This is a genomic window from Streptomyces sp. NPDC047072 (genome assembly GCF_040643855.1).
In the GTDB taxonomy this organism is placed as follows: domain Bacteria; phylum Actinomycetota; class Actinomycetes; order Streptomycetales; family Streptomycetaceae; genus Streptomyces.
Genome location: NZ_JBEYVC010000020.1, coordinates 15,823 through 30,688, shown reverse-complemented (window position 1 = coordinate 30,688; position 14,866 = coordinate 15,823). Strand labels below are relative to the sequence as shown.

Sequence of the window (14,866 nt, the reverse complement as noted above, 5' to 3'; positions counted from 1 at the left end):
CCGAGCACTTGGGGATAAGTCTGCAACTTCGTGAATGAAATCCGACCTTTCTATGACCGTGTGAAACATGAAAAGAACGGCCGATGAACAACGGCTCCGTAAACACACGAACGGGGCGTGACGGAAGTCCGTCACGCCCCGCCTTCTCGGGGAACTTCTAACGCCGTACGGCCTTCTTCAGCGCCCGCGCCCGACGCACCACCCGGCGCGCGGTCGAGTTGTTCGGCAGAAACGCCAGCCGCTCCGGGATACCGCCCGGCAGACCCAGCGAGGTGAGCCGCTTCTTCCTGAAGTAACGGCGGGTGCGCGGGCCGAAGTGCTTCGAGAGGTAGCGCTGCGCGGGCGTGCGCAGGGCCGGGTGGATCTGCGGCTGCATGGTGAACCCTATGGCGGCCACCAGGGCGTTCAACTCCGCGCCGGGGAGCGCCTCTTCGCCCTTGCGGTCCTCCAGGTCCGGCAGCACCGCGTCCGCCAGCACGACCGGGATCCGGTTGCTGTTCTGGTACGGCGTGAGCCGCTCCAGCAGCTGCTCGGTGCCGATGCGGGCGGCCGGCAGGTCGTAGAGCGCGGACGCCGTGAACAGCGCGGTGGAGAAGCAGCCGACGACCAGCGCGGGCCGCGCCTGCTCGAACAGCACCTCGGCGAGCACGGGCGTGTCCAGCACGGTCAGTTCGACGCCCAGCTTCTCCGCCTCCGCCTCCAGGGCGCGGCTGTAGCGGGCCGGTGCGGTGGGGTGCGGCTTGAAGACGACCGTACGGTGCCCGCGCGCGACCGCGCCCTTCAGCATCCGTACGTGCAGGTCCTCTTCCTCCTCCGCGCTCAGGATGTTCAGCGCGGAGAGGTACTGGCCGAGCAGCAGCGCCGCGTCGTCCGGCAGCGGGGGCAACTGCGCCACGGACTCGCCGAGTTCGCCCAGCACCTTGAGGAAGGCGGACGTCGGCACCACGACCGGCGGCACGTCGAACTCGGTGAGCAGCAGCGGGGTGAGGCCCGGGATCAGGTCCAGGTGGAGCAGCCGGCGCACCCGGGTGCCGACCAGCGGGTCGATCTTGTTGCGGGTGGGGCCGTAACTCATCAGGCCGTCGGCGTAGACGTCGACCGGCGCGTCGGTGAACAGCTGGGCCACCGTGAGCGCCGGGGTGACCTGGATGGACTCCAGGACCAGCTCGACGCGGTCCTCGCCGAGGCCCCACAGCAGGCGCAGATAGCGCTCGAAGAGCGGGACGTCGTCCGGGCGGGGGGTCCAGGCGCCCGGGTGGAAGGGGCGGATTGCCTCGTTCCAGGAGAGGACCTCGTCGAAGTGGGCGCGCAGCGGCTCGAAGCCGGGCATGGCGTCCAGCGGGGTCGTGGTCTCCGGGGTCGCGGAGTTGTTGAACACAAGGAGCACCCGCCGCTCCGCCTCCTCGAAGAGGTCGGAGTCGATCGCGGCGGCCAGGGTGGCGGCGCCGTACAGCGTGGAGGCGCAGAAGATCTGCGTCGTAGGAGGGGAGTTACGGGGCATCAGGCGGCCGCCTTCGCAGTGGTGACCCGGCGCCGCAGCCGCCGCAGCTTCGACGAGCGCCGCAGGTCCATGGTGTCGAGTACGTCACCGAGCATGTCCTGCGGCATCCGCTTTATCGCCGCCGCGCTCAGCGTGCGCAGCTGACGGGCCACGGCCGGCTCCCACTTGGACTCGTCGGAGAGGTGGTGGGCGATGATCGCGCAGTAGGTGCGCACGGCCTTCGGCAACAGCTGCTCGGCGTCCGGGTCCTGGGCCGTCTCCTCGACGACCTGGTCGAAGGCGCGGATGAAGTCCAGCTGGCGGGCGTCGCCGATCTGGGTGAGGGAGGAGGCCACCCCGCGCCGGTAGAAGACACCGAGCAGGCTCACCACGGCGAACGACTCCGCCTCGCGGTGCAGCTTCCAGATCCAGGGCCGGTCCTCGGCGGTGCGCAGCCCGTGGGTGAAGTGCAGCAGGCCCTTGTCGAGCAGTCTGCGGTGGTAGACGCCGGCCCAGGCGTAGGCGTAGTCCACGGAGGTGGTGCGGTCGGCGGGCAGGATCGCCGCGCGTGGGTCCAGCACCTCGTTCCGGCGGCCCACCGGCACCCGGTGCACGGTCCGGGCGCGCGCGGTGGCCTGCACATGGTCGGTGCGCACGAAGTCGCAGCCCAGGTCCTCGATGGCGGTCACCAGCTCCGTGAGATAGCCCGGGGCCAGCCAGTCGTCCCCGTCCAGGAACGTCAGGTACTCGCCCGTCGCCGCGTCCAGACCGGTGTTGCGCGCGGTGGCGAGTCCTCCGTTCACCTCGTGGTGGACGACCTTGACCTGCGCGACGTCCGAAAGGTCCGTCGCCGCGCGGTCGAGAATCGCCGGCGTCTCGTCCTTCGATCTGTCATTGACCAGAACGAACTCGAAGTCGCGTCGCGCATTCATTCGAAGACTTCGGAGGGTGTCGGGCGCGTATTGCTGCACGTTGTAGAACGGCACGATCACGGAAAGCTTAGGCACCCCAGAAACGCTAGAAGGCGGTCCGGCAGCACACCTTATCGGTGAGGAGACAGGGGGTGAACTCCATGTGTCGGAACAGTGCATCCCGTGTACTTCCCGGTCTTCCACGGGCCAGTTCGGCTCTCGGACGGGCTTTGTTAACTTTTCGTTGATTCGCGGTTGGGCAACACCTAGAAATTGCTTCCTAGCGTCTTCGACGTGCCGCCAAGTGCAACGAAGCAACTCCGAATCGCCATCCTCGCGGACTCCGACACCCGTTGGAAGTGGGGTGCGCTGACCGCCGCCCGCATCGCCCAGGATCCCGCCCTCGACGGCTATCTGCTGCGCGGCCGGGCCACCCCCACCGCACGCCAGCTCGACGAGGTAGGGGTGCGCGCGGACTCGCTGCGCGAGGTGACGGCCGTGGAGTTCCTGCGGGCCATGGCCGAGGAGTCGTACGACATCGTCGTGCTCTCGCTCGTCGGCGGCGGCGTGCAGGCGATGCTGCACGGACTGGCGCGGGTGTGGCAGGGCCGCACCGAGCGGCCCGTGGTCGTCACCGGTTACGTCGGTGTCGTCTATGAGAAGCTCGCCGACGGCCTCCTCCTGCGGCACGGCGCCGACCTCGTCCTCGCCAACTCCCGCCAGGACGCGGAGCGTTTCCGCGCGGTGTACGAGGGGGTGGGCGCCGACGCCTCGTCGGTGACGGAGGTGGCGCTGCCGTTCCTGGGCGGTTCCTCCTACGAGGGTGAACACGACCCGTACACGGTGGTGTTCGCGGTCCAGCCCTCGGTGCCGGACAACCGCCGGGACCGGGTGTACCTGTTGAAGCGGCTGATCGGGCACGCCCGACTGCACCCGGAGCGCGAGGTGTTGCTCAAGCTGCGCTCCAAGCCCGGCGAACACACCACGCACATCGAGGAGTTGCCGTACCAGAAGCTGGTCCAGCGGCTCGAACCCCCGGCCAACTTCCGCCTGGTCTACGGCAACATGGGCGAGGTCCTCGACCGCACCGACCTGCTGGTCACCGTCAGCTCGACGGCCGCGCTGGAGTCCCTGCACCGGCGGATCCCCACGGTGGTCCTCACCGACCTGGGCATCCGCGAGGTCCTCGGCAACCACCACTTCGTCGGCTCGGGCTGCCTCGCCTCCTGGGACCAACTCGACGCCGGGCACCGGCCGGTGGCGGACGAGGAGTGGGTGGCGCGGCAGGGGGTCGCGGCGGACGGCTCGTACGCGCACGCCTTCGACGCGGCGCGCGAGCGGATCGCGAAGCTGCTCGACCACCCGGGCGGCCTGCCGGAGTTGACCCCCTACTACACCCCCGAGACGGCCCCCGGCTACCTCCCGGGCATCCTCGCCCGCCACCACCTCGCCCCCGACGGCACCCCGCTCCCCGGCGCCCCGGCCCACGACAAGGACCCGGGCCCGGTCCGCCAGATAGTCCGCCGCGCGGCACGAGGCGCGTACCGCCACGGCGTACAGCGGGTGGCGCCGGTGATCAGACGAATGGGCGAACTGTGAACACCGCTGAACGGAAACCCACCTAGGGGCGCGGGGAACTGCGCGACCAGCCCCCACAGACCCGCACCCGACGAACGACCCCCAACTCTTCGCAAGCAGCCCAAGGAGCAGCCCCGATGTCCCACCCGCAAGCCGCCCAACACGCATCCGTGCGCCGCGTGCTCGCGGTGATCCCCGCCCGCGGCGGCTCCAAGGGCGTACCCGCGAAGAACCTCCTCCCCGTCGGCGGAGTCCCCCTGGTCGCGAGGGCGACCCGCGAGTGCCTGGCCTCCCGCTTGGTGACGGACGTCGTCGTCTCCACCGACGACCAGGCCATCGCGGCAGCGGCCCGCTCCGCCGGCGCCGAGGTCGTCCTGCGCCCCGCCGCCATCGCGGGCGACACCGCCACCTCCGAGGCCGCCGTCCTGCACGCGCTGGACGCCCACGAGGCCCTGCACGGCGCCCAGGTGGACGTGGTCCTCCTCGTCCAGTGCACCAGCCCCTTCATCGTCCGCGAGGACGTGGACGGCGTGGTCGGCGCGATCGTCGACAACGGCGCGGACTCCGCCATGACGGTGGCCCCCTTCCACGGCTTCGTGTGGCGCGACGCCGACGACGAGGCCCGCGCCGGCACCGTCGAGGAGGCCGACGCTGCCGTCGGCGGCGGCTACGGCGTCAACCACGACAAGTCGTTCCGCCCCCGCCGCCAGGACCGCCCCCAGGACTTCCTGGAGACCGGCGCCGTCTACGGCATGGACGCGGCCGGCTTCCGCAAGCACCAGCACCGCTTCTTCGGCCGTACCGAACTCGTACGGACCGACCCGGCACGGGTGCTGGAGATCGACGACCCGCACGACCTCGCCCGAGCAAGGGCGTTGGCCCCCCTGCTCGACACGGGCACCCAGCCCTCTTTTGAGGACGTCGACGCGGTCGTCCTGGACTTCGACGGCACCCAGACCGACGACCGGGTGCTGATCGACGCCGATGGAAAGGAGTTCGTCTCCGTGCACCGCGGCGACGGACTCGGCATCGCCGCCCTGCGCAAGTCGGGCCTCAAGATGCTGATCCTCTCCACGGAGCAGAACCCGGTAGTGGCCGCGCGCGCACGGAAGTTGAAGCTTCCCGTGCTGCACGGCATCGACCGGAAGGACCTCGCCCTCAAACAGTGGTGCGAGGAGCAGGGCATCGCGCCCGAGCGCGTGCTCTACGTCGGCAACGACGTCAACGACCTCCCGTGCTTCGCCCTCGTGGGCTGGCCCGTGGCGGTCGCGAGCGCCCACGACGTGGTACGCGGCGCCGCCCGTGCGGTCACCACCGTCCCCGGTGGCGACGGCGCGATCCGAGAGATCGCCAGCTGGATCCTCGGCCCCTCTCTCGACTCCCTCACCAAGTAAGGAAATCGCCTGCCATGACTGTCAACTCCCGTCTGCGCACCTTCGGTACCGAGCGCATCGCCGGTCCCGGCCAGCCCGTCTACATCTGCGGCGAGATCGGCATCAACCACAACGGCGAGCTGGAGAACGCCTTCAAGCTCATCGACGTGGCCGCCGAGGCCGGCTGCGACGCCGTGAAGTTCCAGAAGCGCACCCCCGAGATCTGCACCCCGCGCGACCAGTGGGACATCGAGCGCGACACCCCCTGGGGCCGGATGACGTACATCGACTACCGCCACCGCGTGGAGTTCGGCGAGGACGAGTACCGCCAGATCGACGAGTACTGCAAGGAGAAGGGGATCGCCTGGTTCGCCTCCCCGTGGGACACCGAGGCCGTCGCCTTCCTGGAGAAGTTCGACGTCCCGGCCCACAAGGTGGCCTCCGCCTCCCTGACCGACGACGAGCTGCTGCGCGCCCTGCGCGCGACCGGCCGTACGATCATCCTCTCCTCCGGCATGTCGACGCCGAAGCAGATCCGCCACGCGGTCGAGGTCCTGGGCAGCGACAACATCCTTCTCTGCCACGCCACTTCGACCTACCCGGCCAAGGCCGAGGAGCTCAACCTGCGCGTGATCAACACGCTCCAGGAGGAGTACCCCAACGTCCCGATCGGCTACTCCGGCCACGAGACGGGCCTCCAGACCACGCTGGCCGCCGTGGCGTTGGGCGCGGTGTTCGTCGAGCGCCACATCACCCTGGACCGCGCGATGTGGGGCTCCGACCAGGCCGCCTCCGTCGAGCCGCAGGGCCTTCAGCGCCTGGTCCGCGACATCCGCACCATCGAGGCCTCCCTCGGCGACGGCGTCAAGAAGGTCTACGACTCCGAGCTCGGCCCCATGAAGAAGCTGCGCCGCGTCTCGGGCGTCGTCGCGGAGGCGGAGATCGCCGCGGCGGCGGGCGAGCCGGTCTCGGTCTGAGTTGTGAACGCCGGGCCCGGAGCAGCTCCGGGCCGGGCGCGTCTCCTGCTTACGCGCCCCTCATGAGCGCCTTACGACGGGACGGTCGTACGTCGATGAGCCCCCGCGCCGGGAACACCGGCCCCCACACTCTCGCCTTCGTCGAGAGCCCGGTCCAGCTGCTCAACGTGCTGGAGTGGGCGCACGCCCACGCGCCCGGCGCGGAGCTCACCCTCGTCGTGCTGTCCCCGACCGACCCCATGACCCGCGGCCAGCTGCGCCGGATGGCCGAGCTGGCCCGGGAGGCGGACCACGAGGTCCGCTGGGAGGAGGCGAGGGGCGGCCCGGCGGCCCCCTTCCAGACGATCGGCGGCCTGGCCGGCATGGTCCGCAGGGCCGACCGCATCGTCCTGGGCGACCCCTTCTCCCGCTACGTACAACTGCTGCTGACGATCACCCGCGCCCCCGACGTGGTCGTCGTGGACGACGGCACGGCCACGATGGAGTTCGTCGCCCAACTGGCCCGCGGTGAACGGCTCGTGCGCTGGCACCGCAAGGGCGGCCGCCCGAGCCCCCGCGACCTCGCCTTCGCCCCGATCTCGGCGGCGGCCCGCAAACGCCTGACGCCGGGGGAGGGCCGGGGAGTCGAGATCTTCTCCTCGATGCCGATGACGGAGACCCCGCCCGGAGTCACGGTCTCGGCCAACGCCTTCGCCTGGACCCGCGCCCGCTTCGGCCCGCCCCGCATCACCAAGGGCGCGGACATGGTGGGTACTTCGCTGGTGGAGACGGGGGTGGTGGACGCCGAGCGCTACCTGGAGGCTGTCCGGGGCCTGGCCAAGACCCATGGCGCGACCCGCTACTTCGCCCACCGCCGCGAGGCGACCGACAAGCTCCACCGACTCGCCGTGGAGACGGGCCTGGAGATCGTCCGCCCGGACCTCCCCCTCGAACTGATCGCCCGCCGCGGCCCCATCGGTCGTACGATCCTCAGCTTCCCCTCGACGGTCGTCCACACGCTCCCCCTGGCCCTGGCCGGCACGGAGGTCCGCGTGGCGGTCTGCGACATCGACCCGGACTGGCTCACGGAGACGGCCTCGCCCCGGGCGCAGGGGTTCCTGTCGGGGGTGACGGGCACGGCACGGGACGTGACCCGGCTGTCGGCGGTGGCGACGGGCTGAGTCTCAGCCGCATCGTCTAGCATCGTCGTTCGCTTGTGCGACGTTCGATGAGGGCTACGACGGGGGTGGCTGACGTGGACAACCCGCGGGAGATCGTGGGCGAGTTCCGGCGCCGTGAGGTGCTGGTGCCGGTAGTCGACGGCTCGTTGCTGTCGGCGGAGTCGGGCGATATCCGCTGGCTGTTCGCCTTCACGGACCAGGCGGCGCTGGAGCGGTTCGCGGAGGCGCGCGGCGAGGCTGTGCCGGAGCGAATACCGGTGTACGGGGCGCGATTGCTGGACCAGGCGATTCCGAGAGCGGACGGCCCGACGGGGATCGCGGTGGACGCGGGGAGCGCAACGGGCTTCGCACTGCCGCCTGTTGTGGGGATCGTGCCGGACGCGGTGGCCGTGGATTCCGTGAGGGCCGAAGCGTGAGCGATGGCTACCAGGCCGATCCGGAGGCGATGGCCCGCATCACCCGGGGCATCAACCAGGCGATGGACGAGCTGAAGGACTTCGGCTTCGACATCGAGGCGAACCTGGGCCGCGGCTTCGACGACCTCTCGCTGACGGGCCTGGAAACGGGCGACGACGGTCTGCAAGGCGTGTTCTCGGACTTCTGCGACCGCTGGGGCTGGGGTGTGCGCTCGCTGATGCAGGACGCGAACGAGTTCGCGGCGCGGCTCGGCCTGTCGGCGGGCCTGTACCACGAGCAGGAACAGTACGTGTCGGACACGTTGAAGACGGTGTGGACGGCAGGCACGGGCAACCCCTACTTGTCTTCGGACGAGGTCAAGTCCCGTTCCTGGTCGGAGACGTTGAAGGACAACCCCGTCTCCCAGGTGGCGAACGCCGACTACAGCGCGGAGTCGTTCACGTCCGGCCAGGACGAGGTGAAGGCGGCCTGGTCGCAGGCGGCGGAGGATGTCTCAACGTCGACGGTGACACCGGACGCGCTCTTCGACCCGCGCACGGACTGGCAGTGGAGCGGACCGCCCAACTCGGGTGAGGACGAGGGCTGATGGGTTTCGGGGATCTGGTCGACGACTTCGGCGACGGCCTGGAGAGCGCGGCGGACGGCGTCAGCAAGGGCGTCGGCGAGGCGGTCAACTGGTCTGCGGACGGTGTGGCTGACGGCCTGTCGGCGGTCGGCGCGGACGGACTGGCCGAAGGTGTAAGGGACTTCGGCGAGGGCGTGAACAACCGCCTCGGCGGCACGGTCGCCGAACGCGCGCTGGGCGAGAGCGAGGACCCGAGGGAACTGCTCCACGGCAGCGAGTCGGCGCTTCGGGAACGGGCCGGGCATCTGCGGAAGTTCGCCGGGGCTTTTGAGAACGTCGGCCAGGGCATGCGCTCGCTGGACCCGGCCGAGTGGCAGGGCAAGGCGGCGGACGCGTTCCGCGCGAAGTTCGAGGTCCAGCCCAAGCAGTGGCTGACGGCGGCGGCCGCGTGCACGGCGGCGGCCGGCGCGTTGGAGTCGTACGCGGACACGGTCCGTTGGGCGCAGCAGCAGGCGCAGTCGGCGATCGACACGTATCGGAGGGCGCAGGACGCTTCACAGCGGGCGGCTGACGCCTACGAAGCCGATCAGAAGGCATACGCCCAGGCTGCCGAGCGGTACAACGCGACCGCCGAGGCGGGCGGCGACCCGGGTGCGAAGCCTGTCAGGCCGGGCGCTTTCGTCGACCCGGGTACGGCGGCCCGTGGCGAGGCCGAGGAGATCCTGGCGGAGGCCCGCCGACAGCGCACGGACGCGGCCGACGAGGCCCGCCGCCGGATCGCCGCCGCGCTCGAACAGGCCCCGCCGAAACCGGAGTTCACCGACCGCATGGGCGCGGACGCGGCGGACCTGTTCGTCGGCACCCAGCTCAACAACGCCCACATGGTCGGCGGTCTGCTCCGCGGCGGCGCGGACATGCTGAAACTGGCCCGCACGGTCAACCCGCTGGACGTCTACAACCTGACCCACCCCGGCGAGTGGATGAAGAACTCCCAACTGCTGCTTGCGGGCCTGGTCGGCACGGCGGCCCACCCCGAACGCCTGCCGATGTCCCTGCTGGGCACAGGCTGGTCGAGCGACCCGGGCGACGCGCTGGGCTACTTGGCGTCGAACCTGATCGGTGGGAAGGGCGCGGGCGGGGTGGGCCGGGCGGCGTTGAGCGACGCGGCCCGGGCGGCGGCCAAGGACGCGGCGAAGAGCGCCGCACGTGACAGCGTGCGCACGTCCCTTCGCGACACGGCCCGCCGACTGTGGTGCAAGACGTTCGGCAGCGACCCGATCGACATGGCCACGGGCCGCATGTCGCTCCCCGCCACGGACGTCTCCTTGCCCGCCCGCCTCCCCCTGACCTTCTCCCGCCAGTTCGAGTCGTCGTACCGCTCGGGCCGTTGGTTCGGCCCGAGTTGGACCTCGACGGCCGACCAGCGCCTCGAAGTGGACGCCGAGGGTGTCGTGTTCGTCCGGGAGGACGGCTCGCTGCTGGCGTACCCGCACCCGGCGCCGGGCGTCCCGGTGCTGCCGCTCGCGGGCGTCGAGTGGCCTCTGACGGTGGACTTCTCCGGCGACTACACGGTCACCGACCCGGAGACCGGCCGCTTCTGGGACTTCGCGGCCCCGGGCGGCGACGGCGACGGCATCGCCCTGCTGGTCCAGTTGACCGACCGCTCGGGCCAGTGGCTGACCTTCGAGTACGACGACGAGGGCGCCCCCACCGCGATCGTCCACTCGGCCGGGTACCACCTGAGGATCGTGTGTTCCGATGACCGGATCACGGCGCTGCATCTGGCGGACGTGGAACTGCTCCGCTTCGGCTACGACGCCGGAGGCCACCTGTCGGCGGTGACCAACTCCTCCGGTCTGCCGACGCGGTTCACCAACGACCACCTCGGCCGCATCACCGCATGGACCGACACGAACAACTCCTCGTACCACTACGTGTACGACGACCAGGACCGCTGTGTCTCGCAGGGCGGCGAGGCGGGCCACCTCGCCTACGCGTACAGGTACGGCGACGGGATGGTCACGGCGGTCAACTCCCTGGGCCACAGCACGCTGTACGAGATCAACAGCGACCTGCAGGTGGCAGCGGTGACCACCCCGGACGGCGCCACGACCCGCACCACCTACGACGAGGCCGACCGCCCCCTCACCATCACCGACCCCCTGGGCCGCACGGTGAGTTACGCGTACGACGGAGCGGGCCGCCCGGTCCTGACCGTCCGCCCGGACGGCCGGTACACGAGCATCGCTTACAACGCTCAGGGCCTGCCGGTCACGGTGACGGGCGTGGACGGCACCTGCGTGGTGCAGCAGTACGACGAGTTCGGCAACCGCACGGCGGTGACGGACGCCTCCGGAGCGACGACCCGCTTCGGTTATGACGACAACGGCCACCTCGCGTCCGTCACCGACGCACTCGGAGCGACCACCCGGGTCCGCTGCGACACGGCGGGCCTGCCCGTGGAGATCACGGACCCCCTGGGCGCGGTGACCCGCTACTCCCGCGACGCCTTCGGCCGCCCGGTGACGGTCACGGACCCCTTGGGCGCGGTGACCCGCCTGGAGTGGACGGTGGAAGGCCGCCTGTCCCGCCGTACGACAGCAGATGGCGCCTCGGAGTCGTGGACATACGACGGCGAAGGCAACTGTGTTGTTCACACGGATGCGTTGGGCGCGGTCTCCCGCTACGAGTACACCCACTTCGACCTGCTGGCGGCCCGCACGGGCCCGGACGGCGTCCGCTACGAGTTCACCCACGACACGGAACTGCGCCTCACGCAAGTGGTGAACCCGCAGGGCCTGACGTGGAGTTACACCTACGACGCCGCGGGCCGCCTTGTGAAGGAGACGGACTTCGACGACCGCACGCTCACGTATGAGCACGACGCGGCGGGCCAACTGGCGGCGAGATCCGCGCCGTTGGGCCGAAGGATCCACTTCGAGCGGAACGTCCTGGGCCAGGTGATCCGCAAGGACGCGGCGGGTGCGGTCACTTCCTTCGTCTACGACGTGACGGGCGCCCTGACCCTTGCGGCGGGCCCGGACGCCGTCCTGTCCCTGCGCCGTGACGAGGCGGGCCGCGTCCTGTCGGAAACGGTCAACGACCGCGCGGTCGCCTACACATACGACGTCCTGGGCCGCCGGGTGGGCCGCACCACCCCCACCGGCGCGACGACGACGTGGACGTACGACGCGGCGGGCAACCGCACCGCGATGCAGACGTCGGGCCGCACGCTCACGTTCACCCATGACGAGGCGGGCCGCGAACTGACGCGCAGGGTGGGCGAGTCGGTGACCCTGACCCATGCCTACGACCTCGTGGGTCGCCTGACGAAACAAGAACTCACCGGCCCCGCTGCCCAACACCGCGCGTACACCTACCGCGCGGACGGCAACCTCACGGCCATCGACGACCACCTGAACGGTCTCCGCCGCTTCGACCTCGACCAGGCGGGCCGGGTAACAGCCGTCCACGCGCCGAACTGGACGGAGACATACGCCTACGACGAGGCGGGCAACCAGACGTCGGCGTCCTGGCCGTCCGACCACCCGGGCAGCGAATCGACCGGCCCGCGCGCTTATGCGGGCACCCGCATCACCCGCGCCGGAGCCGTCCGCTACGAACACGACGAAGCGGGCCGCGTCACGCTCCGCCAGAAAACCCGCCTCTCCCGCAAGCCGGACACCTGGCGTTACGAGTGGGACGCGGAGGACCGCCTCACATCGGTGACGACCCCGGACGGCACACGCTGGCGCTACCGCTACGACCCTCTGGGCCGCCGCACAGCCAAACAACGCCTGTCCCCGGACGGCGAATCGATGCTGGAACAGGTGACCTTCACCTGGGACGGCACAACCCTCTGCGAACAGACGACGACGTCCCCGTCCCACCCCGACCCGGTCACGTTGACCTGGAACCACCGGGGCCTGCACCCCCTGACCCAGACGGAACGCATCACCGCAGCCGACGCCCCACAACAGGAGATCGACTCCCGCTTCTTCGCGATCGTCACGGACCTGGTCGGTACCCCGAGCGAACTGCTCGACGAACGCGGCGAGATAGCCTGGCGCACCCGCTCCACCCTCTGGGGCACCACAGCCTGGGCCGTCGACAGCACGGCGTACACCCCCCTCCGCTTCCCGGGCCAGTACTACGACCCCGAAACGGGCCTCCACTACAACTACTTCCGCCACTACGACCCCGAAACCGCCCGCTACACCACGCCGGACCCCCTCGGCCTTGCTCCGGCCCCCAACCCTGACACCTACGGTCCCAATCCGTATATGTGGTGTGACCCTCTGGGGCTGACGCCATGCGAAACGGGAGGGTGGCGTACTGGGGCTGATGGGCCCCACAACGCTGCAAATGGTGAACGTCTGAATCAACAGCTTCGGCAAGAGGCCGGACCAGTAGGGTCTATACAAGGGATCGAGGACATCATGGAAAATCCAGATGTTCTCAGCGGAGGGGTCAGGCCGGATCAAGTCCGAGGCGCATTGATCAATACGCCTGGTTGGAGAGAGGAATCCCTTGGCCGAGGTGGTCACGCCGGGCAAGGGTGGGTGCTGCGCGAATACAATGAGCTCGATCACCCCACTGGCCGGATGCTGCGATGGCATCCTGGTGGTGGGCATCATGGAGAAGGAGCGTACTGGCGGGTGAAGGGATGGGAAGGGAATTTGGGCGGAGACGTAGAAGGGATTATCAGGTGAGGGTTGATGTCGCTGTCCGGCAGTTGGAAAAGTCGTTGGAGTGTCTTTCCTGGGACGCGTCGCGACAGATCGACCACGTTCGCGGTTTGGGTGTCGGACCGGACGAGTTGGCCTTGGATTTTGATGACTCCTTCCGTGTTGTTTCTGGGATGATCGCCGAAGGGGTAATTCCTGACTCGCTCGGTGGGCCCTTGGGGAGTGTGGATGCAATCCTTGAAGATATGACTCGTACCCCTGAAGAAAAATGGAGCGAGAGTGCCGTTCGGAATTCTCAGGTGTGGTGCGATTTGCGTGTTGCTGCCCGGAAGGCGCTTGACGTTCTACGAGGTCTAGAAGTCTCCGGCGCGATCGAAACCACGTGACTAGCGCAAAGGTGAACAATGTCCTTCGGGCCTCCTCCTGCGGGTTTCGGTTCTTCCGTCCCGCCCGTCTGGACGCCTCCCACGGATGTCGAGCAGGCTTTGTTCGACGCCAAGTGCCGTAACGACTGGGCGGCTTACTTCGAGGCGCTTGCGCGGAATCGGGTCTTCTACGAGATTCGGCGGGACAAGGCGGATGCCAACAAGATCCTGAGCACTTACTACGTGTTCGACAGCGACCCCCGGGTTGCCGGGGGCCGGATCTGGGCGGTGTACACCGAGGGCATGCTGCCCGCGCCCGAGCCGCAGCGGGTGTTCGAGTGGGCGAAGCTCAAATGGGTCGCAGAGAGCTGGAGACCTGGCTTTCCGGACATGATCGTCGTGAATCCGGGGAGTCCTTGCGAGGCATTCCTGCCCGGCGCCCCGCCGCAGTCCTACGCCTGGACCCGGTACGCCACACAGAGCGCCGGCCCCTCCGACGAAGCAGCGCTGCGGACACTACGGGTGGGTGGCCCGCTGCATGGACCCGTGGCCCACGGTCTGGCCTGCGGCGCCCACCTCATCGTCCACCAGGGCCGCCCCTGGAACGCCCTCGCCTACCACGGCCATGGCTACAAGACCGAGCGGCGGATGTTGCGCAAGTCGTGGGGTGTCACCAGCCACCAGGGCTGGCAGGAGATGCAAGGCGCCCTGCTGGCCACCAACGGCGCCGACTCCCAGTGGGAGTTCGCCCTCGGCCTACGCCGGGCCATTGCCCAGGACGTCGACGGGTGCGTCGAGACCGGCTACTGGCTCGACGCGGCCGCCCAAGTTCTGCGCCGACGGGCGGAGGGCGAGGTCCTTCTCACTTCGGACGGGGTCACCAGGACCACACCCTTCCCGGCGGCCGAGACCGAGGCGCGTGTCAAGGGTGTCCAGCAGCTCATCGGTCGTATCACCCGCTACGAGGCCCGCATGCGTGCTGACGGCATTCTCGGCGAGGGGCAGTACGTCAGCTCAGCCGACGCGTGGGATCTGGGCCGGGCCTCCTGCATGGCTCGCTGGGGTCTGAGTACCCGCTACTGCGCCCTGCCGGAGGCCGAGGCCGCCGTCGTCGAAGCCGGGCTCCGGGCCGCTCGCTGCTACGAGTCCTGGCAGGACTTCTCCGCCGCGTTCATCCTCGGTCGCTGTCTGCAGTTCGACAACGAGAAGTTCGGCAGCTGGTACCAGGACATGGTCACCGTCCACCGGATCCTGATGTCCGACCCCGCCAGCCCCTGGCTCAACCTTCCCTTCCGGTAGGCCTATCAGGGGAAGAACGTCGGTCACTCCGCTGTCCGCTCGTCGCCTTTCGG

Annotated in this window: 11 protein-coding genes; 9 read left to right on the top strand and 2 right to left on the bottom strand. The window is 69.5% G+C overall.

The features are described from left to right. Positions 1 to 157 precede the first annotated feature (157 nt). On the bottom strand, positions 158 to 1,501 hold the full coding sequence (locus tag ABZ896_RS11870; protein ID WP_360925852.1) for an alpha-2,8-polysialyltransferase family protein: 1,344 nt from the start codon (positions 1,499 to 1,501) through the stop codon (positions 158 to 160). Continuing rightward, positions 1,501 to 2,487: a glycosyltransferase family 2 protein gene (locus ABZ896_RS11865; protein WP_360925849.1), complete on the bottom strand. Its 987-nt coding sequence runs from the start codon at positions 2,485 to 2,487 to the stop codon at positions 1,501 to 1,503. Before ABZ896_RS11865 ends, ABZ896_RS11870 begins: the two co-directional genes overlap by 1 nt. Positions 2,488 to 2,685: 198 nt before the next feature. Between ABZ896_RS11865 and ABZ896_RS11860 the strand changes: the two genes are divergently transcribed. The 9 genes from ABZ896_RS11860 to ABZ896_RS11820 all read left to right on the top strand — a co-directional run bounded on the left by ABZ896_RS11860 (position 2,686) and on the right by ABZ896_RS11820 (position 14,813). Further along, positions 2,686 to 3,990, top strand: a complete 1,305-nt coding sequence (locus tag ABZ896_RS11860; RefSeq protein WP_360925846.1) for a DUF6716 putative glycosyltransferase — start codon at positions 2,686 to 2,688, stop codon at positions 3,988 to 3,990. Between the two features lie 116 nt (positions 3,991 to 4,106). Next, positions 4,107 to 5,363 carry an N-acylneuraminate cytidylyltransferase gene (locus ABZ896_RS11855; RefSeq protein ID WP_360925843.1) on the top strand — a complete coding sequence of 419 codons (1,257 nt, stop codon included), beginning with the start codon at positions 4,107 to 4,109 and terminating at the stop codon, positions 5,361 to 5,363. 14 nt (positions 5,364 to 5,377) lie between these two features. After that, a complete protein-coding gene (locus tag ABZ896_RS11850) occupies positions 5,378 to 6,319 on the top strand; it encodes an N-acetylneuraminate synthase family protein (RefSeq protein WP_360925840.1) in 942 nt (313 codons plus the stop codon). Positions 6,320 to 6,414: 95 nt separating this feature from the next. Further along, a complete protein-coding gene (locus ABZ896_RS11845; protein ID WP_360926040.1) occupies positions 6,415 to 7,479 on the top strand; it encodes a hypothetical protein in 1,065 nt (354 codons plus the stop codon). Between the two features lie 74 nt (positions 7,480 to 7,553). Then, positions 7,554 to 7,895, top strand: a complete 342-nt coding sequence (locus tag ABZ896_RS11840; protein WP_360925837.1) for an SseB family protein — start codon at positions 7,554 to 7,556, stop codon at positions 7,893 to 7,895. Then, on the top strand, positions 7,892 to 8,482 hold the full coding sequence (locus ABZ896_RS11835; RefSeq protein ID WP_360925834.1) for a hypothetical protein: 591 nt from the start codon (positions 7,892 to 7,894) through the stop codon (positions 8,480 to 8,482). Before ABZ896_RS11840 ends, ABZ896_RS11835 begins: the two co-directional genes overlap by 4 nt. Then, positions 8,482 to 13,173 carry a putative T7SS-secreted protein gene (locus tag ABZ896_RS11830; protein ID WP_360925832.1) on the top strand — a complete coding sequence of 1,564 codons (4,692 nt, stop codon included), beginning with the start codon at positions 8,482 to 8,484 and terminating at the stop codon, positions 13,171 to 13,173. Before ABZ896_RS11835 ends, ABZ896_RS11830 begins: the two co-directional genes overlap by 1 nt. Beyond that, positions 13,170 to 13,535, top strand: coding sequence for a hypothetical protein (locus ABZ896_RS11825; RefSeq protein WP_360925829.1), 366 nt, complete (start codon positions 13,170 to 13,172; stop codon positions 13,533 to 13,535). The genes ABZ896_RS11830 and ABZ896_RS11825 overlap by 4 nt, the downstream gene beginning before the upstream one ends. A gap of 99 nt (positions 13,536 to 13,634) precedes the next feature. Then, positions 13,635 to 14,813 carry a DUF1266 domain-containing protein gene (locus ABZ896_RS11820; protein ID WP_360925826.1) on the top strand — a complete coding sequence of 393 codons (1,179 nt, stop codon included), beginning with the start codon at positions 13,635 to 13,637 and terminating at the stop codon, positions 14,811 to 14,813. Positions 14,814 to 14,866: the final 53 nt, after the last annotated feature.

Bases quoted from the DNA above. Each gene is read 5' to 3' on its own strand.
- ABZ896_RS11870 (WP_360925852.1), bottom strand. From the start codon at position 1,501: ATGCCCCGTAACTCCCCTCCTACGACGCAGATCTTCTGCGCCTCCACG.
- ABZ896_RS11855 (WP_360925843.1), top strand. From the start codon at position 4,107: ATGTCCCACCCGCAAGCCGCCCAACACGCATCCGTGCGCCGCGTGCTC.
- ABZ896_RS11850 (WP_360925840.1), top strand. From the start codon at position 5,378: ATGACTGTCAACTCCCGTCTGCGCACCTTCGGTACCGAGCGCATCGCC.
- ABZ896_RS11845 (WP_360926040.1), top strand. From the start codon at position 6,415: ATGAGCCCCCGCGCCGGGAACACCGGCCCCCACACTCTCGCCTTCGTC.
- ABZ896_RS11830 (WP_360925832.1), top strand. From the start codon at position 8,482: ATGGGTTTCGGGGATCTGGTCGACGACTTCGGCGACGGCCTGGAGAGC.